This window comes from Stenotrophomonas sp. STEN054 (assembly GCF_056854535.1).
Genome location: NZ_JBXFWG010000060.1, coordinates 1 through 20,953, shown reverse-complemented (window position 1 = coordinate 20,953; position 20,953 = coordinate 1). Strand labels below are relative to the sequence as shown.

The following is a 20,953-nucleotide window of genomic DNA, read 5'->3' as shown; positions in this document are numbered from 1 at the left end:
CCCCCCGCGGGCGGGCCCCCCCCGCCGGCGGGGGGTGCGGCGCCCCGCGCGGCGCGGGCGCCGGGCCCCCCCCCCGCCCCCCCGCTACCGACGAGCAGGGGAACCTCCCGCGCCTGCCGCAGGTCTGACCAAGCTTCCACCCACCGGAACCCGTCATGGACGCTGCCGCCCGCCCCCCGTTTGCCGAACGCGCGCTTACCTGGCTGAAGAAGGAAGCGCTGCCGCTGCTGGTCATGCTCGGCCTGCTCGCCGCCGCCCGCGACACCCTGGCCAACCACTATGTAGTGCCCAGCGGCTCGATGCAGCCGACCCTGCAGCCCGGTGACCGCGTGGTGGTGGACATGCGCGCCTACGGCCTGCGCCTGCCGTTCACCGGCCGGCAGCTGCTGGCCACCGGCACCCCGCAGCGCGGCGAAGTGGCCGTGTTCGATTCGCCGGCCGATGGCACCCGCCTGATCAAGCGCGTGGTGGCCGTCGCCGGTGACCACGTGCAGCTGCATGGCGGCCACCTGGCCATCAACGGCCAGCCGCTGCAGATCGCCGACCTGCGCGACACAGAAGCCTTCGGCGAGCGCCAGGCCCAGCTCGACCTGGACATGGGCGGCGGCCCCGACATCGCCGATCTGGTGGTGCCGGACGGCAAGCTGCTGGTGCTGGGCGACCACCGCGGCAACAGCTTCGATGGCCGCTTCTTCGGGTTCGTCGACGCGGGCAAGGTCTACGGCCGCGCCGTGGCCATCTACTACCGCCGCGGCGATGGCTTCGAGTGGAAGCACCTCTAAGGTGAATTGATACGTTCTGCATATCGATCCTGACTCATCAGGTTATGGATCGACTGGATCGAGGGGCCTACGCTGGTCCCAGTACCCCCACGTCGGCTGCCCCCACGGCCCCTCGATCCCATGACTGGCGAAACTACGGCGTCCCTCAGCGGCCGCCCCCGCACTTCCGATTCCGTTGTCGATACCCGCATCCAGCAGGGCACCCCGGCGTTCCGGCGCACGGCGGTCGCGCTGTTCCTGGCGGGGTTCTCGACTTTCGGCCTGCTGTACACGGTGCAGCCGCTGCTGCCCGAGTTCAGCCGCCACTTCGGGGTGTCCGCCGCCGGCAGCGCGATGTCGCTGTCGCTGAGCACCGGCACCCTGGCCGTGGCCATGCTGCTGGCCGGCCTGCTGTCCGATGCGATCGGCCGCCGGCCGATGATGATCGCCGCGCTGATGGCCTCGGCCCTGTTGTCGCTGTGCACCGCGCTGGTCGATGACTGGACCACCATGCTCGTGCTGCGCACGCTGCTGGGCCTGGCCCTGAGCGGCGTGCCTGCCGTGGCGATGACCTATCTGGTGGAGGAAATGGACAGCCGCGCGCTGGGCCTGGCCATGGGCCTGTACATCGGTGGCAACGCCATCGGTGGCATGAGTGGGCGCCTGCTGGCCGGCATCATTGCCGACCACTGGGGCTGGCGCTGGGGCATCGGCGCGGTCTCGATCATCGCCGTGGCCAGCACCGTGCTGCTGTGGCTGCAGCTGCCGCCGTCGCGCCACTTCCAGGCCCGCCGTGGCGGCCTGCGCCAGCTGCCCTCGCGCTGGCGCACGCTGTTCGCCGATCCGGGCCTGCCGTGGCTGTTCGCCACCTCGTTCGTGCTGATGGGCGTGTTCGTCACCCTCTACAACTACCTGGGCTACCACCTGCTGGCGCCGCCGTACCACCTCAGCCAGACCGTGGTCGGGCTGATCTTCAGCGTGTACCTGGTTGGCACCTTCAGCTCGGCATGGATGGGCCAGCAGGCCACGCGCCACGGCCGCGGCCGCGTGCTGACCATTGCCTTCGGCCTGATCGGAGCCGGCATCGTGCTGCTGTCGATGCCGTGGCTGACCACGATGGCGCTGGGTATTGCCCTGGTCACCTTCGGTTTCTTCGGCGGCCACTCGGTGGCCAGCAGCTGGGTCGGCAGCCGCGCCGGTTCGATGCGTGCCGAAGCCTCGGCGCTGTACCTGTTCGCCTACTACCTGGGCAGCAGCGTACTCGGCGCCGTCGGGGGCCTGGCCTATGCCGCGTGGGATTGGCTGGGCGTGTGCCTGTTCACCGGCGTGCTGACCCTGCTCGGCGGCGGCATCATCTGGGCCCTGCAGCAGCGCGCCCCGCAGCCGGTCGCTGCTTGAGATCCGCCGGGCATGGCCCGGCGCTAACTGTGTAGTGGGTCGACGGTAGCGCCGGGCCCAGCCCGGCGAGCGCGCAGCGCGGCGCAACACCCGCCCCCCAACGCCCCGCGCAACAACCCGGCGAAATTGCGGATCAACGGCGTTACCCCTTCGCGGCGCCACGCCAACTGCACTTCCGAATGCGCCCCGGCGTCGCCCATCGCCACGAAGTGCGCGCCTTCCACCCGGATGTGGTCGCATGACGACGGCAGGATCGCCGCACCCAGACCGGCTGCTGCCAGACTGATCAGCGTCGATGCCTCGCCCGCCTCCTGCACGATGCGCGGGGTGAATCCCGCCGCCGCGCACAGCGCGATCATGTGGTCGTGGATGCCGGCACCGGCACTGCGGCGGAACGCCACGAACGGCTCCTGGGCGAAATCACGCAGGGCCAATGTGCCCTGCTTGGACAGCCGGCGCAGGGCAGGGTGGTCGGCGTGCACGATCAACGCCAGCGGATCGACGAACAGGCTGTGCGCCACCAGTTCCGGCGGCAGCGCACGCTTGCGGATGATGCCCACGTCCAGGCTGCCATCGAGCAGCGCATCGATCTGCTGCAGGGTATTCATCTCGCTCAGCTGCAGGCGCACCTGCGGGTACTGCTGCCGGTACTGCAGGATCGACCGCGGAATCTGCGGCGACAGCGGCGTGGCCCGGGTCAGGCCGATATGCAGCTCGCCCTGCTCGCCGCGCTGCGCGCGCTGCACCTCGTCCACCGCCGTTTCCACCTGCTGCACGATGGCCCGCGCCCGCTCCTGCAGCAGCTCACCGGCGGCAGTGAGCTGCACGCGGCGATGGCTGCGCACGAACAACCGCGCCCCGATCAGCTCTTCCAGCTGCCGGATCTGCTGGCTGAGCGGCGGCTGCGACATCCCCAGCCGCTCGGCCGCCTGGCCGAAGTGCAGCGTATCGGCAACGGCGAGGAAGTAGCGCAGGTGGCGGAGTTCGATGGACATGGGGCCAGTTTATTCATCGTCAGCCGGAAGTGAATCAGAGAAGGGGTCAGAGCCCGTCGCGCAGCAACGGGATCCGACCCCGTGCCGACCAACGGTCGGCACCCACCAACGACGGCGACCAACCGCCCCGCCATCCACGGATGGCCCGCTTTTGACGTTGCCGTTGCTTCGGCCTCTGCGGGTGCAGGGCGCAGCCCCGCCGAACACCCTCAGCGCTCGGAATGCCCGCTCTGGTCGTAATCGCGCGGACTGAACAACTCCGGCTGGATCAGCTCCACAAACGCCCGCGCCTGCGCCGACAACGCCTTGCCCCGCCGCACGATCACCCCGTAACTGCGCTCCGGGAACCAGCGCTTCATCGACCGCGCCGCCAGCCGCGCATGATCGCTTTCATGCAGGCACAGCGCCGGCACGATGGAAATGCCCATGCCCATCGCCACGTACTGCTTGATCACCTCCCAGCCGCCCACCTCCAGCGCCACCGTGTACGCGATGCGGTGGCGCTGGAACACCTGGTCCACCAGCCGGTAGGTGATCTGCCGTTTCGGCGGCAGCACCAGCGGGTAGCGCGCGATGTCGGCCAGCTCCAGCTCGCCACCACTGGCCAGTGGATGATCGTGTGGCGCGATCAGCACCTGCTCGAAGCGGTAGGCCGGCGCATAGGTCAGGTCGGCCGGCACGTCGGTCATCGACCCGATCGCCAGGTCGGCTGCGTCCTCGCGCAGCAGGTCGGTGCCATCGGCGCTGATCGCGTTGTGCAGGGTCAGGCGCACGTCGGGATGGTGCAGGCGGAAGCGTTCAACGATCTTCGGCAGCAGGTAGAGGATGGTCGAGCTGTTGGCGGCGATGTTCAGCTCGCCCGCATCCAGCCCGCGCACCTTGTCGCGGAAGCGCGCTTCCAGCCCGTCCAGGCTCTCCACCAGCGGCTGCGCCATCTCATACAGCACCTGGCCCTCGCGGCTGGGCACCAGTCGGCGCCCGCTGCGCTCGAACAGCGGCACCCCCAGCTCACGTTCCAGTGCCTGCAGCTGCAGGCTGATCGCCGGCTGGCTGACGAACAGCGCCTCAGCCGCCCGTGAGACCGAGCCCAGGCGTACCGTCTGGCAGAACGCCCGGAGCGGCTTCAGCCGGTCGGATTTGTAGGAAAAACGCGGACTTGGCGAGCTGCGCGTGGTCATGGTGTCATAAGTATTAGCACACCTTATGTGGGACATTGCAAAAACTGTTTTGCCAAATACTCGGCTCGGGCGGCACTTTGGGGGCGTTCCCCCACCGCTGGAGTCGCCCCATGTCCGCCGTTGCTTCCGCCGTTTACTCCACCTCCGCCAAGGCCACCCCGGGTATCGCCCTGGCGACCCGCGTGGCCGGCCAGGAGACCGTGCTGCCGGCACCGCTGCTGGCCCTGCTGGTCTCGCTGCACCGGGCGGTGGAACCGGGCCGGCAGGCGCGGCTGCAGGCCCGCCGCGAGCGCCAGGCGTTCTTCGACCAGGGCGGCCTGCCGGACTTCCGCGGCGATACCGCCGCAATCCGCAGCGGCGACTGGCGCGTGGCCCCGTTGCCGGCCGCGCTGCAGGACCGCCGCGTCGAGATCACCGGCCCGACCGACCCGAAGATGGTCATCAACGCGCTGAACTCCGGCGCCAAGGTGTTCATGGCCGACTTCGAGGATTCCACCTCGCCGACCTGGCGCAACCTGCTGGCCGGGCAGCAGTCGCTGGCGGCCGCCGTGCGCGGCGATCTGGAATTCACCGCGCCGGCCGCCAACGGCAAGCCGGGCAAGCACTACACCCTGCGCCCCTTTGAGGAACAGGCGGTGCTGATCGTGCGCCCGCGCGGCTGGCACCTGGACGAGAAGCACGTGCGCGTCGATGGCCAGTTCATTGCCGGCGGTCTGTTCGATGCGGCGGTGTTCGCCTTCCACAATGCCCGCGCGCTGCAGGCCAAGGACCGCGGCCCGTACTTCTACCTGCCCAAGCTGCAGAGCATGGAGGAGGCCGCGCTGTGGGAGACCGCGCTGTCGCACATCGAAGGCATGCTCGGCCTGCCGCACGGCCAGATCAAGGTGACCGTGCTGATCGAAACGCTGCCGGCGGTGTTCGAGATGGACGAGATCCTGCACGCCCTGCGCGAGCGCATCGTCGGCCTGAACTGCGGCCGCTGGGATTACATCTTTTCCTACCTGAAGACCTTCCGTCGCCACGCCGACCGCGTGCTGCCCGAGCGCGGCCAGGTGACGATGACCCAGCCGTTCCTGAAGGCCTATTCGGAACTGCTGATCCAGACCTGCCACCGCCGTGGTGCGCATGCGATGGGCGGCATGGCCGCGCAGATCCCTATCAACAGCGATGCCGCCGCCAACGAACAGGCCATGGCCCGCGTGCGGGCCGACAAGCTGCGCGAAGTCAGTGCTGGCCACGATGGCACCTGGGTCGCGCACCCGGCGCTGATTCCGGTGGCGATGGCCATCTTCGACGAACATATGCCCACCGCGAACCAGCACCAGGTGCTGCGCCAGGACGTGCGGGTGGGCCGCGATGAACTGATCGCGCGGCCGCCGGGCAGCATCACCCGCGCCGGTTTCGAGGGCAACGTCGAAGTCTGCGTGCGCTACCTGGCCGCGTGGCTGGACGGCAACGGCTGCGTGCCAATCCACCACCTGATGGAAGACGCGGCTACCGCCGAGATCAGCCGCAGCCAGCTGTGGCAGTGGCTGCACACGCCGGGCCAGCAGCTGGACGACGGCACCGCCATCGACCTGCCGCTGCTCGACACCGCCCTGGCCCAGCTGCCGGCGCGGCTGGGCGATACCCGCGCGCTGCCCGGTGGCGCCCGCATCGGCGAGGCCATCGCCCTGCTGGGCGAACTGAGCCGCAGCGACGAACTGACCGATTTCCTGACCCTGCCGGCCTACGCACGCATCGACTGACGGCCTGCTTCCCCGAATCCATCCCAGCCGGGCAGCGCCCGGCGCTACACCACCGAACTGGAGAAAGACATGAGCACCCTGCCCACTGCCGAACAGATCCAGCACGACTGGGACACCCACCCGCGCTGGGAAGGCATCCAGCGCAACTACAGCGCCGCCGACGTGGTGCGCCTGCGTGGCACCGTCCACATCGAACATTCGCTGGCCCGGCTGGGCGCGGAAAAGCTGTGGAAGTCGCTGCACGAGCGCGAGTTCGTCAATGCGCTGGGCGCGCTGACCGGCAACCAGGCCATGCAGCAGGTCAAGGCCGGTCTGAAGGCGATCTACCTGTCCGGCTGGCAGGTGGCTGCCGATGCCAACCTGGCCGGGCAGATGTACCCGGACCAGTCGCTGTACCCGGCCGATTCGGTGCCGGCGGTGGTCAAGCGCATCAACAACACCCTGCTCCGCGCCGACCAGCTGCACCACGCCGAAGGCAAGGATGACATCGACTTCCTGCAGCCGATCGTGGCCGATGCCGAGGCCGGCTTCGGCGGCGTGCTCAACGCCTTCGAGCTGATGAAGGCGATGATCGAAGCCGGTGCCGCCGGCGTGCACTTCGAGGACCAGCTGGCCTCGGTGAAGAAGTGCGGGCACATGGGCGGCAAGGTGCTGGTGCCGACCCGCGAGGCCATCGAGAAGCTCAACGCCGCGCGCCTGGCCGCCGACGTGCTGGGCGTGCCGACCCTGCTGGTGGCGCGCACCGATGCCGAAGCCGCCGACCTGCTGACCAGTGACATCGACAGCAACGACCAGCCGTTCACCACCGGCGAGCGCACCGTGGAAGGCTTCTACAAGACCCGCAACGGCCTGGACCAGGCGATCAGCCGCGGCCTGGCCTACGCCCCCTATGCCGACCTGGTGTGGTGCGAGACCGGCAAGCCGGACCTGGAGTTCGCGCGGAAGTTCGCCGAGGCGATCCATGCGAAGTTCCCCGGCAAGCTGCTGGCCTACAACTGCTCGCCCAGCTTCAACTGGAAGAAGAACCTGGACGACGCCACCATCGCGAAGTTCCAGCGCGAGCTGGGCAGCTACGGCTACAAGTTCCAGTTCATCACCCTGGCCGGCTTCCACGCGCTGAACTACGGCATGTTCAACCTGGCCCACGGTTATGCGCGCCGGCAGATGAGCGCCTTCGTGGAACTGCAGGAAGCCGAGTTCGAAGCGGCCGAGCGCGGCTTCACCGCGGTCAAGCACCAGCGCGAGGTCGGTACTGGCTACTTCGATGCGGTCACCCAGGCCATCCAGCAGGGCCAGTCCTCGACCACCGCGCTGACCGGCTCGACCGAGGAAGAGCAGTTCCATGGCGGCCGCAGCGAGCGCGCCGCCTGACCCAGCCTCGCCCCGTAGAGCCGGGGGCGGGCGCGGCGCCCCCCCCCCGCGCCCCCCCGCCCCCCCCCCCCCCCCCCCGGGCTCTACCGGGGCATCAGCCCCATCAGGGTGGCCAGGGAAGGGCCAGACGACGCCGGCAGGTCGGGGGACCTGCCGGCGTTGTTGTGTCCGGGGTGCTGCCGCTCCGCAATTGCCCTCATGAATACGGGTTGCCCGCCCGTTCGGCCCCGATCGTGGTGTCTTCATGAAAAATGAGAAGACGCGCACAGTTTGAATCACTGCTATGCTCCGCTTCTCACCAGGGGACGCTGGCGGCGGGAAATGACCGGCAGGGGTGCGGCCGAGAACATCGACATGACAACAGGTGTCGCCCAGGTGGCGATGGCCGAGATCGTGCACGCCCTGTTGTCGGATGCGGAAGTCGCCCTTTTTGCGCGCTTCGCGCGGCCGTTGAAGGTCGAGGCGGGCCAATGGCTGTTCCACCGCGGCCACCGCGGCGATGGCATGTACGTCATCGTGGAAGGATTGATCGAACTGGATTTCGGCGAGGACCTGGTGACCAAGACACTGGGACGCCATGAGTTCTTCGGAGAACTGGGACTGCTGGTAGGTGACCATCCGCGCAGCGCCGGCGCGCGCGCGATCGAAGGCTGCCACGTGCTGGAACTGGGTCCGGCCGATTTCCATTGCCTGGTCGAGTCCGATCCGGGGCTGGTGGCCTACTTCCTGCGCCGCACGATCATGCGTGTGCTGACCAACGAACAGGCGCTGATCAGCCAGCTGCGTCGGCGCAACCACGATCTGGAAACCGCGCTGGACAACCTGTACATCACCACCCACCAGCTGACCCACACGCGCGAGCTGGTGCAGACCGATGAACTGACCGGCCTGCACAACCGCCGGGGCCTGACCCGCTACCTGCAGGACTGCCGCAGCCAGCCCGATGGCGCGCCGCAGGCGCTGCTGCTGATCGACTGCGACCGCTTCAAGCAGGTCAACGACCGCCACGGCCACCAGGCCGGTGACCGCGTGCTGCAGAGCATGGGCAACATCCTGCGCTCGATGGCCGGCGAACACGACCTGGCCTGCCGCCTGGGCGGCGATGAGTTCTGCCTGATCCTGCGCCATGCCGATCGCGAGGCGGCCCAGCACGCGGCCGAGTTCATCCTCAGCGCCGTGCATGGCCTGCTCGAACGCAGCCATGGCAACCCGCACGTCACCCCGGCCAGCATCGGCGTCAGCCTGCTGGCGGCCGATGCGGACTGGAGTGAGTGGTATGCAGGGGCAGACCGTGCGCTGTACCGGGCCAAGCGCGCCGGCGGCAACTGCCTGCATTGGGCTGACCCTGCGGACGGACAGTGAGCGGAGACTGTGGCGATGAACGGCGATTCCGGAACATCGACTCCGCATACCACGCAGCTGCGTGCCCTGCTGTTCACCGATCTGTGCGATTCCACCCTGCTGGTGGAACGCATGGGAGATGCCGCAGCGGCTGAACTGTTCCAGGACCATGACCGCCTGGTGATGGCCCTGCAGCAGCGCTGGAACGGCCAGCAGATCGACCGCTCCGATGGTCTGTTCATGCTGTTCGAACGCCCGGTGGATGCCCTCGGTTTCGGCCTGGACTACCAGCGCGGCCTACAGGCGCTGGGCGGCAAGCGCAACATCCTGCTGCGCGCACGCATCGGCCTGCACGTGGGTGAAGTGCTGCTGTGGAACAACAGCGCCGAGTCGATCGCGCTGGGCGCCAAACCGGTGGAAGTGGAAGGCCTGGCCAAGCCGATGGCCGCGCGCCTGATGCAACTGGCGCAGCCCGGCCAGTTCCTGGTGTCGGCCACTGCCGAATCGATGGTGCGCCGCGCCGCCGGTGATCTGGGGGAGGCCACGCAGGGATTGAAGTGGAAGTCCTTCGGGCGCTGGCGCTTCAAGGGCGTGGCGCAGTCGATGGAAGTGTTCGGCCTGCACGACCCGGCGACGCGCGGTCTGGGGCGCCCGCGACAGACCGCGAAGGCATCGCGTGACATCCCGTTCTGGCGGCAGCCGCTGGTGATGACCGCCGAAGTCACCTTGGCCGCGGCGCTGCTGGTCGGCGGCTGGCTGCTGACCCGGCCGCAACCGGCCATCGCTTTCGCCGAGCGCGACTGGGTGGTAGTCGGCGATCTGCGCAACCTGACCGGCGAGACCCTGCTGGATGGTTCCACCCAGCAGGCACTGCGCATCAGCCTGGAACAGTCGCGCTACGTCAACGTGATCAGCGATCTGAAAGCGCGCAGCGTGCTGCAGCAGATGCGCGCCTCGCTGGATGCGCCGCTGGATGCGAACAATGCGTCCGAGATTGCGCAGCGGGTGGGCGCGCGGGTCGTGTTGATGCCAACGCTGTCCGAAGCCGGCGGTCGCCTGCGCCTGAGCGTGGGCGTGGTGGATCCGGCCAGCCGTGCCACGCTTGCCGTCGAATCTGCCGACGGCCGTGGCCTGGAATCGCTGCTGGCCTCCACTGACGACGTGGTGGCGCGCCTGCGCGGCCGCCTGGGCGAGACGCTGGTGCAGGTCGAGAAGGATTCTACGCCGCTGCCTGCGGTCACCACCGGCAGCCTGGATGCGCTGCGTTCCTATTCGATCGGCCAGAAACTCTACGCGCGTGGTGACTACCCGGGCGCGCTGGCCATGTTCCAGCAGGCAGTGGAGCTGGACCCGGAATTTGCCCTGGCCTGGATGGCGCAGGTCCGTGCGCACTTCGCGGTGGATGATCTCTCCGGGGCGATGCAGGCGCTGGACACCGCCAAGAGCCTCAAGCGCCGCCTGCCACCCCGCGAGGCGCTCTATCTGGACGCGTGGGCGGCGACGCTGCGCGACCGCGGGCAGGCCTCCGATGCATGGCGGCGCCTGTCCAGCCTGTATCCGGACTACTTCGCTGCGCAGTACAACGCTGCGATATGGCTGTACGCGGAAAACCGCTTCGATGAGTCGCTGCCGTACGCGCGACATGCGGCAGATCCACGTTTTGAACTCAGCAACGTGGCGCACGATCTTCTGGGTCGCATCCTGGTGGCGCGCGGCGACGTCACCGGCGCCCGCCAGGCCTTGAAGCGCGCCATCGACGGCGGCCGAATCGGCAGCAACCGTTACCTGGGCTCGGCCGAAGCCAGCCTGCGCAACTATGACGCGGCCGAATCGCTGCTGGACCGAGCATCTCCCTCGCGGCATGTGGCGATCGAACGCACCAGCATGGCCGTTGATCGCCAGCAGTGGACGCATGCGGCGCAGATCGCGCGCGATGGAGCGAGACAGTTCACCGACGCGCCAGGATTTGATCAGCTGGTAATGCTGGTTCCGCTGGCGACGGCGCTGTGGGGCGCTGGCGATGACGACGCCACGCGCGCACAGCTGCGCCACAACGTGGACAGCGCCTTTCTCCGTGTCGACAACCGCGGACTGGCCGACAGTGGCGACGACGCGATGGTGGCCCTGGCGTCGGCCCTGATTTCGATCCGGATGGGCGACACGGCGTTGGCCGAGCGTGTGCTGGCGCACCTGGCGAAGATCAACGATGTGACACGCCAGCCCCCGGTGGCAGAAACAATGGCTGTGGTGCGTGCCAGCGTGGCAACCCGCCAGGGCAAGCCGGACGAAGCGTTGGTGCTGCTCGCGCCCTGGTTGACCGGGCAGGCCAGCTTCCAGACGCGCGTGGCGGCGATGGATGCAAACGTGGCCAAGGGCGCCAACGCGGCAGCATTGGTCCAGGCCGACTACCTGGCCAGCAATCGTGGCCGCGCCTATGCCGAGCTGGATTGCGGCTACTGCATGCAGCCGCTCAACGTCCTCGACAGCAATCGCGCAGCGGGCATGGCCGCCACGCTGCGCCGCCGGCCGGAGCCGACGGCGGCGGCGATCACGGTCCCTTGAGGGACCAGCCCGGGCCGGGGCTGGCATCCAGCGCCGGAACCAGCTGGGCCAGCTCCCGGGTCAGCATCGTCTGCAGTTCCTGCTTGGCATCGTGGATGGCTTCCTTGGAGGCCAGCTGGTTGACCTGGCAGCAGATCTTCACCAGTTCCGCATCCGCGGCGGGCAAGCCAAGGCTGACCAGGGCAGAAGCAGGATTGGAGGCGAACAGCGCGCGGAACGCATCGTCTTCAGCGAGCGCGCAGATCAGCGCCATGGCGATCGGCGCGGGCAGGGTAGGCAGGGACACGAAGAACCTCGGGAACGGCGACGGAAGAAGTGGACAAGCGCTGTTAGATCGGCCCACGCAGCCCGCACTTGAGTGCGCGATGAAGTTCCGTCGGCGGCGGCCGCTAGTGAACTGCGCCCCTTCGAATCCGATGCCATGCCCGTAGATCCTGCCGTGTCTTCCGCCCGCATCCGACGTTGCGAGATCCTGCTGCTGGAACCGCGCGAGAGCGCCGACTTCGATCTGCAGGACCTGCTCTCCGGCGGCAACGGCATCCGCCGCCAGATGCGCTGGGTGGCACTGGCTCCGCATCTGGGCGAGCCGGTGGACGTGGATGCCGTGCAGCGCGAGCTGCTGGGCCGCATCGGCCCCACCCAGTGGCAGGACCCGCCCGCGGACGAAGACGAGCGCGCCGCCTGCGAGGCGCTGCTGCGCCTGGGCCTGCTGGTCAGTGCATCACCCGGCGATGAGGCGGCGCTGCAGGTCCGCCAGGCCGATGATCGCCAGCGCGAGACGTACTGGCATCCGCTGGCGGCGGTGCTGCATGCGTTCACCCGGTGGGAGGGCGTCGATGCCGTGAAGAACACGCGCGACTCCGGTACCGATACCGCCGTGGGCATGCGTGAGGTGCTGGGGCCGCCGCCGGCACCGACGGCGGTGCCGGCCGATGCCGAAAGCCAGGTGCTGCCGCTGCAGGGCGACACCTATTTCGATGCGCTGCTGGCGCGGCGCGCGACCTGCCGCAACTTCGATGAGCACCGGCCACTGCCGATGGCGCTGTTCTCCACCATGCTGGCGCGCGTGTTCGGTGCACGCGCCCATGTGCAGGTCAGCGATGACCTGCGTTTCCAGAAGAAGAGCAGCCCGTCCGGAGGCGGCCTGCATCCCACCGAGGCCTACCTGGTGGTGCAGAACGTGGACGGTGTGGCGCCGGGCGTGTATCGCTACCTGCTGGACGGGCACCGGCTGCTGCGCCTGCCGGATCCGCCGATGGGACTGCGTGCGTTCGCCATGGAAGCGCTGGGCCAGCAGCATTGGTTTGCCAATGCGCACTGCCTGGTGACCCTGGTGCCGCGCTTCGACCGCACGTTCTGGAAGTACCGCCGCCACGCCAAGGGCTACCGCGTGGTCGCGCTCGAGGCGGGGCACCTGTCGCAGACGATGTACCTGTCGGCCACCGACCTGGGCCTGGGCGCCTTCATCACCGGCGCGATCAACGAGCGCTGCCTGGAACCGGCGCTGCAGCTGGACCCGGTGCAGCAGGGCGCATTGGCGATGTGTGGTTTCGGCTGGCGCGCGGCACGCATGGAAACGGCCGAGCTGGACCCGGCCGGCGAGGTCTGGACGCGCGCCGGCTGAGCGCGCGTCCGTCCTTCCCACTTCTCAAGCGGCTTCGAAATCCACCAGTACGGCGCCGTCGCCCACCTGGTCGCCGGCCTTCGCGCCGTAGCCCTTCACCGTGCCGTCGGCCGGGGCCTGCAGGGTGTGCTCCATCTTCATCGCTTCCAGCACCACCAGCGGCGTGCCGCGCTTCACCTGGGTACCGGCCTCGACCAGGGTGGCCACGATCCTGCCCGGCATCGGTGCCAGCAGGCTGCCGGCATCGGCGCTGGCATTGTCTGATTCACCAACCGGGTCGTGCAGGGTGAAGCGGTGCTGGCCATCGGCGCCGAACAGATACAGCTGATCGCCCTCGCGCAGCAGCTGCAGCTGCCAGCGGCGACCCTCCAGCTGCACGCCCATGCGCTGGCCGTCGGTGCTGCCGAGCACCGTGGCCGGTGCAGCATCATCGCGCTGTACGCGCCAGCCATCGGCCTGCGCCCACACCTTCAGCGTGTGCGTGCGCTCACCCTGCTGCAGCGGCAGCACACGCGGTGCCGAAGCACCCAGACGCCAACCGTCCTGTGCCTGCCACGGCGAATGCGGATCGCGTGCATCGCTGCCCGCACGCGCGGTGCTGGCCACGGCAGCGATGGCTGCCAGCTGCCACAGTGCATCGTCGCTGTCGCCCACAGCATTCAGCGTGGCTTGTTCGCGTTCGATCAACGCGGTGTCCAGCTTCGCGTTGGCGAACGAATCGGTGTTCACCAAGCGACGCAGGAAACCGGCATTGGTGGTCACGCCCACCACCTGGCAGTCGGCCAGGGCTTGGCTCATGCGGAGCAGGGCGGCCTCGCGGTCCACGTCCCAGACGATCAGCTTGGCGATCATCGGATCGTAGTACGGGGTGATGCTGTCGCCTTCTTCCACGCCGGTATCCACGCGCACGTTCGCCGAAGGCGTCGGCAGGCGCAGGCGGCGCAGGGTGCCGGTGGACGGCAGAAAACCACGGTCGGCGTCCTCCGCATACAGGCGTGCTTCGATGGCATGGCCGTGGATGGCCAGCTGTTCCTGGCGCAGCGGCATCGGCTGGCCAGCGGCCACGCGCAGCTGCCATTCCACCAGGTCGGTGCCGGTGATGTACTCGGTCACCGGGTGTTCGACCTGCAGGCGGGTGTTCATTTCCATGAAGTAGAAATCGCCGTCCGGGCCGGCAATGAACTCCACCGTGCCCGCACCGACATAGCCCACCGCGCGCGCGGCATCGACCGCGGCCTTGCCCATCGCTGCACGGCGCTCGGCGCTCATGCCCGGTGCCGGGGCTTCCTCCAGCACCTTCTGGTGGCGGCGCTGCACCGAGCAGTCGCGCTCGAACAGGTAGACCGCATCCCCGTGGGAATCGCCGAACACCTGGATCTCGATGTGGCGCGGGCGCTCGACGTACTTCTCCACCAGTACATGGTCGTTGCCGAAGGCCGAGGCCGCCTCGCGCTGGCAGCTGGCCAGCGCATCGACGAAGTCCTCGCTGCGTTCGACCTTGCGCATGCCCTTGCCACCGCCACCGGCGCTGGCCTTGATCAGCACCGGGTAGCCGATGGCATCGGCCTGCGCGCGCAGGAACGCGGGCTCCTGCTGGTCGCCGTGGTAGCCCGGGGTCAGCGGCACGCCGGCCCTGGCCATCAGCGCCTTGGCCGCGCTCTTGTCACCCATCGCGCGGATGGCGCTGGCCGGCGGGCCGATGAAGGTGATGCCGGCGGCGGCACAGGCATCGGCGAAATCGGCGTTCTCGGAGAGGAAGCCGTAGCCGGGGTGGATCGCCTGTGCGCCGGTCAGGCGCGCGGCGTCCAGCAGCACGTCACCGCGCAGGTAGCTTTCGCGCGCGGCGGCCGCGCCGATGTGGATGGCCTCGTCGGCCAGGCGCACGTGGCGCGCGTTGCGGTCGGCATCGGAATACACCGCCACGGTGGCGATGCCCAAGCGACGGCAGGTAGCGATGACGCGGCAGGCGATCTCGCCACGGTTGGCGATGAGGATTTTGCTGAACATGGCGACGGGCTTCATGGGAGCTTGCTCGGTCATGGCACGGGTCACATGCGGAACACGCCGAAGCGCGTCTGCTGCGGGGCGGCGTTGAGGCTGGCCGACAGGGCCAGGGCCAGGACACGGCGGGTATCGACCGGATCGATCACGCCGTCATCCCACAACCGCGCGCTGGCGTAGTAGGGGTGGCCCTGCTGTTCGAACTGGTCGCGGATCGGTGCCTTGAAGGCGTCTTCTTCCGCCGCCGGCCATTGCCCGCCCCTGGCTTCGATGCCATCGCGCTTGACCGTGGCCAGCACGCTGGCGGCCTGCTCGCCACCCATCACGCCGATGCGCGCGTTCGGCCACATCCACAGGAAGTTGGGCGAATAGGCGCGGCCGCACATGCCGTAGTTGCCGGCACCGAACGAGCCGCCGATCACCACGGTGAACTTGGGCACCTTGGCGCAGGCTACGGCCATCACCAGCTTGGCCCCGTCCTTGGCGATGCCGCCCTGTTCGTACTTGCGGCCGACCATGAAGCCGGTGATGTTCTGCAGGAACACCAGCGGGATGTTGCGCTGGGTGCACAGCTCGATGAAGTGTGCGCCCTTCAGCGCCGACTCGGAGAACAGGATGCCGTTGTTGGCGATGATGCCGATCGGGTAGCCGTTCAGATGGGCAAAGCCGGTGACCAGCGTGGCGCCATAGCGCGGCTTGAACTCATCGAAACGCGAGCCATCGACCAGGCGTGCGATCACTTCGCGCACGTCGTAGGGCTTGCGCGTATCGGCCGGGATCACCCCGTACAGCTCGTGCGCCGGCAGCAGCGGTGCTTCGCTGGGCTGCACCGCCATCGCCGGTTCCGGCTTGCGCCAGTTCAACTGGGCGATGATCGCGCGCACCCTTGCCAGTGCCTGCAGGTCGTTGTCGGCCATGTGGTCGGCCACGCCTGAAATGCGCGTGTGCACGTCGGCGCCGCCCAGTTCTTCGGCCGTCACCACTTCACCGGTCGCGGCCTTCACCAGTGGCGGGCCGCCGAGGAAGATGGTGCCCTGCTCGCGCACGATCACCGTCTCATCGCTCATCGCCGGCACGTAGGCGCCGCCGGCGGTGCAGCTGCCCATCACGCAGGCGATCTGCGGGACGCCCTGCGCGGACAGGTTGGCCTGGTTGTAGAAGATGCGGCCGAAATGATCGCGGTCGGGGAACACCTCGTCCTGCAGCGGCAGGAAGGCGCCACCGGAATCGACCAGGTAGATGCAGGGCAGGTGGTTCTGCTCGGCGATCTCCTGCGCGCGCAGGTGCTTCTTCACCGTCATCGGGTAGTAGGTGCCGCCCTTGACCGTGGCGTCGTTGGCCACGATCACGCATTCCACACCGCTGACGCGGCCGATGCCGGCCACCACGCCTGCAGCGGGCACGGCGTCCTCGTACATGCCGTGTGCGGCCAGCGGCGCGATTTCCAGGAAGGCGCTGCCGGGGTCGAGCAGGGCGTCGATGCGGTCGCGCACCAGCAGCTTGCCGCGCGCGGTGTGCTTGGCACGGGCGGCCTCGTTGCCGCCCAGCGCGGTGCGCGCCAGCGTGGCGTGCAGGTCATCGACCACGGCCTGCATGGCGGCGCGGTTGCTTTCAAACGTTTCGCTGCCTGGTTGCAGCTGGCTGTTGAGGACGGTCATCGCAGTGGCCTTACAGGGTGCGCTGGAACAGTTCGCGGCCGATCAGCATGCGGCGGATCTCCGAGGTGCCGGCGCCGATTTCATACAGCTTGGCGTCGCGCCACAGGCGGCCGGTCGGGTATTCGTTGATGTAGCCGTTGCCGCCCAGGATCTGGATCGCCTGGCCGGTCAGCCAGGTGGCCTTCTCGGCGGCATACAGGATGGCGCCGGCGGCGTCCTGGCGGGTGGTGCGGCCCTGGTCGCAGGCGCGCGCCACGGCATAGACATACGCGCGGCAAGCACCCAGGCCCACGTACATGTCGGCGATCTTGGCCTGGATCAGCTGGAAGCTGCCGATGGCTTCACCAAACTGGTGGCGCTCGTGCACGTACGGCATCACCACGTCCATGGCCGCGGCCATCAGGCCCAGCGGGCCACCGGACAGCACCACGCGCTCGTAGTCCAGGCCGGACATCAGCACGCGCACGCCGCCGCCGACCTGGCCCAGCACGTTCTCTTCCGGTACTTCGCAATCCTGGAACACCAGCTCGCAGGTGGGCGAGGAGCGCATGCCCAGCTTGTCCAGCTTCTGCGCGGTGGAGAAACCCTTCATGCCCTTCTCGACCAGGAACGCGGTGATGCCCTTGGCACCGGCGTCCATGTCGGTCTTGGCGTAGACCACCAGCACGTCGGCATCGGGACCGTTGGTGATCCACATCTTGTTGCCGTTGAGCACGTAGCGATCGCCGCGCTTGTCCGCGCGCAGCTTCATCGACACCACGTCCGAACCGGCGCCCGGCTCGCTCATCGCCAGCGCACCGACCAGCGCGCCGCTGCACAGGCCGGGCAGGAAGCGCTGCTTCTGTTCCTCGTTGCCGTTCTTGCGCAGCTGGTTCACACACAGGTTGGAATGCGCACCATAGGACAGGCCGATGCCGCCGGAGGCGCGCGAGATTTCTTCCATCGCCACCACGTGGGCCAGGTAACCCATGCCGGTGCCGCCGTATTCTTCTTCCACGGTGAGGCCGAGCAGGCCCTGTTCGCCCAGTTTCGGCCACAGGGCCAGCGGGAACTGGTTGGTGGCATCGGCCTCGGTGGCCAGCGGAGCGACCTCGGCAGCGGCAAAATGGGCCACGCTCTGGCGCAGCAGGTCGATCTCTTCGCCAAGATCGAAGTTCAGGGATGGCACGTGCATTGCGGCGGCTCCACGAGGAAGGTGGGGGAATGGACGCACCCGTCAGGCGGAGGCTGATGGCTGTTGAAGGCAGCGGCCAGCACGGGCGATGGCCCCAGCGTAGCGGGGTTCGGGAAAGAAGTGAACATAAATTCAAAAATTGAAAATAGAATCAGGATATGGCCTACAAACGCTCTGCATTGATGGAAGAACGCCTGGCCGGGGCCCGTGAACGGATCCTGCTGGCGACCCGCGAGCTGGTGGCTGCCGGCGGCTGGCGCAACGCCCCGGTGACCGCCGTGGCGACCCAGGCCGGGGTGTCCACCGGGCTGATCTACCGGCACTTCCCGTCGAAGGCCGAGCTGTTCGTGGAGGTGCTCAACGCCGCCGTGGCCCACGAGGTGGAGATCATGGAGCGCATCGCCAACGGCCCCGAAGTGGCCAGCGAGCGCCTGCGCCTGGCGATCACCGCCTTCGTCCGCCGCGCCCTGGCCGGGCCGGGGCTGGCCCACGCCTTCATCGTCGAACCGGTGGACCCGGACGTGGAGGCCGAGCGCATGCGCGGGCGGCGCGCCTTCGGTGATGTGTTCCTGCGCCTGGTGGAAGAGGGCGTGGCCGCCGGCGAACTGCCCGCGCAGGATGCGCATGCCACCGCCGCCTGCCTGGTCGGTGCCTTCACCGAAGCGATGGTCGGCCCGACCGCGCCCAGCCGCGAAGCACACCGCGACGAAGACGCGCTGGTGGACGCGATCTGCAGCTTCTGCCTGCGCGCGATCGGCGCCCCCGCAAAACGGTAGCGCCGCACCAGCATCGACGCCTGTTGTCGCACGCAAAGCGCGTTCTATACTCGGCCCATCACGCAGTCGCTCAGCCGTGGTCCAACGACTATCAGCCAGGGGTAACGAAGAGTGCGGAATTACGATCTGGAGTTCCTGAAACGCTTCTCCATGGTGATCGCGCTGCTGGCGGCCATCACCCTCGGTCTCATCCTCCTGGCGGCGTACATCCACACCCGGATTCCGCCCGAGGTGTCGCCCACGGCGGCCAAACGCACCGAGCAGCGCATCTCGCCCACGGGCGCGGTGTATGCCGGCAGCACCGGCGCGGCCGCGCAGGCCGCGGCCAAGGCCGCGGCGCTGGCCAAGGCTGCTTCGCAGGTCGCCTACGGCGGGACGAAGGATGGCAAGGTCATCTTCGACAACCTCTGCACCGCCTGCCACACCACCGGCGTCGGCCAGGCGCCCACGCTCGACCACGCGCACTGGGACCAGCGCCTGGCGCAGGGCAAGGACACCCTCTACAAGCACGCCATCGAGGGCTACACCGGCCCGGATGGCGGCATCATGCCGCCCAAGGGCGGCAACCCGGCGCTCACCGAGGAACAGATCCACGCCACCGTGGACTGGATGCTGGGCAACCTGAAATAACCGCCGCAATACGCCGCCTTCTGTAGAGCCGAGCCCACGCTCGGCTGCTCTGCGCGCGGCATGGCCAAGTGCAGCCGAGCATGGGCTCGGCTCTACAACATCCCTTGCCACCACCCCGGCTTTGCCTACCAAGGCCGAAACGGGCGCTGCAAGCGGGCCTGCACATTTCGGGGTTAGTCTGTGCGCCCATTTCGTGGAGTCGCCCGTCGATGCGCCGCCGTTCCCTCGCCCTTGCCCTGTCCCTGCTGCTGCCGGCCACCGCCTTTGCCCAGGCCCAGCCGCAGGCCGCGCCGACCCCGACCTCCACCACCGCCCGCAGCAAGGCCCCGGTCGTGCTGACCACCGCCCCGGCCGACTGGCGCGCGCTGGACGGCCAGCACGTGCGCATCGCCGCTCCGCTCACCCTGGCCGGTACCGATGGCCTGGAGCGCTTCGGCCAGCTGACCGTGGCCTTCGATGGCCGCCTCTGGCAGCCCACCGAAGTGGCCGCACCTGGCACGGCCGGCATCGAACAGGTGATGGCCGACAACCAGCGCCGCCGCCTGGTGCTCGATGACGGCAGCGATGCCCGCGACCCGGGCAGCGTGCCGTATCTGGCCGGCACCCCTGTGCTGCGCACCGGCATGCAGCTGCGCAACGTGGAAGGCATCGTGCGGGTGGACGCACAGGGCCGCGCCAGTCTGCAGGTGCAGGGCACGCTGACGCTGCCCGACCTGCAGCGCCCGGCGGTGCCGAAGGTGGCCGGCGACCTGCACATCGCCGCCTTCAACCTGGAGAACTTCTTCAACGGTGATGGCCAGGGCGGTGGTTTCCCGACCCTGCGCGGCGCGCGCACGCTGGACGAGCACAAGGCCCAGGTGGCCAAGCTGGTCACCACCGTCAACTCGCTCGGCGCCGATGTCGCCGCGCTGATGGAACTGGAAAACGACGGCTACGGTCCGCAGTCGGCCATTGCCGAACTGGTCGATGCGCTCAACCGCGACCGCGGTGCGCAGGGCGACTGGCGCTTCGTCGACGCCGGCAACGGACCGGGCGACAACCCGATCCGCGTCGGCATCATCTACCGCAGCAGCCGCCTGCAGCCGCTGGGCAAGCCGGCCACGCTGACCGGCGGCCCGTTCGTCGAGCACAGCCGCGTGCCGCTGGCGCAGGCCTTCCAGGCCAAGCAGGGCGCGCCGTTCGTGGTGGTCGCCAACCACTTCAAGTCCAAGGGCTGCCGCGAGGCTGCAGGCGCCGATGCCGACCGCAACGACGGCCAGGGCTGCTGGAACGCCACCCGCGTCGCCTCGGCGCAGCAGTTGAACGACTGGCTGAAGACCAACCCGACCGGCACCGGTGCCCAGGACGCGGTGCTGCTGGGCGACTTCAACGCCTATGCGCAGGAAGACCCGATCCGCACCCTGCATGACCTCGGCTGGCAGGACGCCTTCAAGGTGGCCAAGGTCGAGCATCCCTACAGCTACGTCTACAACGGCTACACCGGCCGCCTCGACCACGCGCTGCTGAGCCCGGGCATGGCCAAGCGCCTGCGCGGTGCTGCCGAATGGCACAGCAACGCCGACGAGCAGGACGCCAGCGGCTACCAGGGCCGCAACGTGCCGGGCCCGTGGCGCAGCTCCGACCACGACCCGCTGCTGCTGGGTTTTGGTAAATGACCCACCGCCGGGGGGGTGGGGGGGGCCCGCGCGCGCGTGGGGTTGGGGGGTGGGGTGGCGGAGGGGCTGGCCGGCGGCGGG

16 protein-coding genes are annotated in these 20,953 nt (G+C 68.7%); 10 read left to right on the top strand and 6 right to left on the bottom strand.

What is annotated here, in order from left to right; translation table 11 throughout:
• Positions 1–155: 155 nt before the first annotated feature.
• Both lepB and AC1VXD_RS17760 read left to right on the top strand, forming a co-directional pair.
• Entirely contained in the window at positions 156–782 is a 627-nt protein-coding gene (lepB, locus tag AC1VXD_RS17765) for a signal peptidase I (RefSeq protein ID WP_482993153.1), read from the top strand.
• A 120-nt stretch (positions 783–902) separates the two neighbouring features.
• Positions 903–2,159, top strand: a complete 1,257-nt coding sequence (locus AC1VXD_RS17760) for an MFS transporter (RefSeq protein ID WP_482993152.1) — start codon at positions 903–905, stop codon at positions 2,157–2,159.
• Positions 2,160–2,182: 23 nt separating this feature from the next.
• Here the strand turns inward: AC1VXD_RS17760 and AC1VXD_RS17755 are convergent, their stop codons facing one another.
• Both AC1VXD_RS17755 and AC1VXD_RS17750 read right to left on the bottom strand, forming a co-directional pair.
• Entirely contained in the window at positions 2,183–3,154 is a 972-nt protein-coding gene (locus tag AC1VXD_RS17755; RefSeq protein WP_482993151.1) for a LysR family transcriptional regulator, read from the bottom strand.
• Between the two features lie 209 nt (positions 3,155–3,363).
• A complete protein-coding gene (locus AC1VXD_RS17750) occupies positions 3,364–4,332 on the bottom strand; it encodes a LysR family transcriptional regulator (protein ID WP_482993150.1) in 969 nt (322 codons plus the stop codon).
• A 110-nt stretch (positions 4,333–4,442) separates the two neighbouring features.
• Here AC1VXD_RS17750 and aceB point away from each other — a divergent pair, with 110 nt between their 5' ends.
• The 4 genes from aceB (at position 4,443) to AC1VXD_RS17730 (ending at position 11,354) form a co-directional block, all read left to right on the top strand.
• On the top strand, positions 4,443–6,080 hold the full coding sequence (gene aceB / locus AC1VXD_RS17745) for a malate synthase A (RefSeq protein ID WP_482993149.1): 1,638 nt from the start codon (positions 4,443–4,445) through the stop codon (positions 6,078–6,080).
• Positions 6,081–6,149: 69 nt separating this feature from the next.
• Positions 6,150–7,451: an isocitrate lyase gene (aceA, locus tag AC1VXD_RS17740; RefSeq protein WP_482993148.1), complete on the top strand. Its 1,302-nt coding sequence runs from the start codon at positions 6,150–6,152 to the stop codon at positions 7,449–7,451.
• A 321-nt stretch (positions 7,452–7,772) separates the two neighbouring features.
• On the top strand, positions 7,773–8,813 hold the full coding sequence (locus AC1VXD_RS17735; protein ID WP_482993147.1) for a GGDEF domain-containing protein: 1,041 nt from the start codon (positions 7,773–7,775) through the stop codon (positions 8,811–8,813).
• Between the two features lie 15 nt (positions 8,814–8,828).
• Positions 8,829–11,354 carry a putative peptide modification system cyclase gene (locus AC1VXD_RS17730; protein WP_482993146.1) on the top strand — a complete coding sequence of 842 codons (2,526 nt, stop codon included), beginning with the start codon at positions 8,829–8,831 and terminating at the stop codon, positions 11,352–11,354.
• Here the strand turns inward: AC1VXD_RS17730 and AC1VXD_RS17725 are convergent.
• Positions 11,341–11,640 (bottom strand): NHLP-related RiPP peptide, encoded by a 300-nt coding sequence (locus AC1VXD_RS17725; RefSeq protein ID WP_482993145.1) that lies wholly within the window; start codon positions 11,638–11,640, stop codon positions 11,341–11,343. The two genes, AC1VXD_RS17730 and AC1VXD_RS17725, sit on opposite strands and share 14 nt — an antisense overlap.
• A gap of 153 nt (positions 11,641–11,793) precedes the next feature.
• Between AC1VXD_RS17725 and AC1VXD_RS17720 the strand changes: the two genes are divergently transcribed.
• Positions 11,794–12,978, top strand: a complete 1,185-nt coding sequence (locus tag AC1VXD_RS17720; RefSeq protein WP_482993144.1) for a putative peptide maturation dehydrogenase — start codon at positions 11,794–11,796, stop codon at positions 12,976–12,978.
• A gap of 24 nt (positions 12,979–13,002) precedes the next feature.
• Here the strand turns inward: AC1VXD_RS17720 and AC1VXD_RS17715 are convergent, their stop codons facing one another.
• From AC1VXD_RS17715 to AC1VXD_RS17705, 3 genes are read right to left on the bottom strand one after another with little or no spacing between them, the layout of a single operon-like run.
• Complete coding sequence (locus AC1VXD_RS17715; RefSeq protein WP_482993143.1) at positions 13,003–15,018, bottom strand: acetyl/propionyl/methylcrotonyl-CoA carboxylase subunit alpha; 2,016 nt, start codon at positions 15,016–15,018, stop codon at positions 13,003–13,005.
• Positions 15,019–15,026: 8 nt separating this feature from the next.
• Entirely contained in the window at positions 15,027–16,637 is a 1,611-nt protein-coding gene (locus AC1VXD_RS17710; RefSeq protein WP_482993142.1) for a carboxyl transferase domain-containing protein, read from the bottom strand.
• Positions 16,638–16,647: 10 nt separating this feature from the next.
• The gene (locus AC1VXD_RS17705; RefSeq protein WP_482993141.1) at positions 16,648–17,811 is read right to left on the bottom strand and encodes an isovaleryl-CoA dehydrogenase; all 1,164 of its coding nucleotides are present in this window, start codon (positions 17,809–17,811) and stop codon (positions 16,648–16,650) included.
• Between the two features lie 158 nt (positions 17,812–17,969).
• On the opposite strand from AC1VXD_RS17705, the gene AC1VXD_RS17700 reads away from it, so the two are divergent.
• From AC1VXD_RS17700 to AC1VXD_RS17690, 3 genes are all read left to right on the top strand, one after another.
• Positions 17,970–18,587, top strand: coding sequence for a TetR/AcrR family transcriptional regulator (locus AC1VXD_RS17700; RefSeq protein WP_482993140.1), 618 nt, complete (start codon positions 17,970–17,972; stop codon positions 18,585–18,587).
• A gap of 111 nt (positions 18,588–18,698) precedes the next feature.
• Entirely contained in the window at positions 18,699–19,217 is a 519-nt protein-coding gene (locus AC1VXD_RS17695; RefSeq protein ID WP_079224832.1) for a c-type cytochrome, read from the top strand.
• Between the two features lie 209 nt (positions 19,218–19,426).
• Positions 19,427–20,872: an ExeM/NucH family extracellular endonuclease gene (locus AC1VXD_RS17690; protein WP_482993139.1), complete on the top strand. Its 1,446-nt coding sequence runs from the start codon at positions 19,427–19,429 to the stop codon at positions 20,870–20,872.
• Positions 20,873–20,953: the final 81 nt, after the last annotated feature.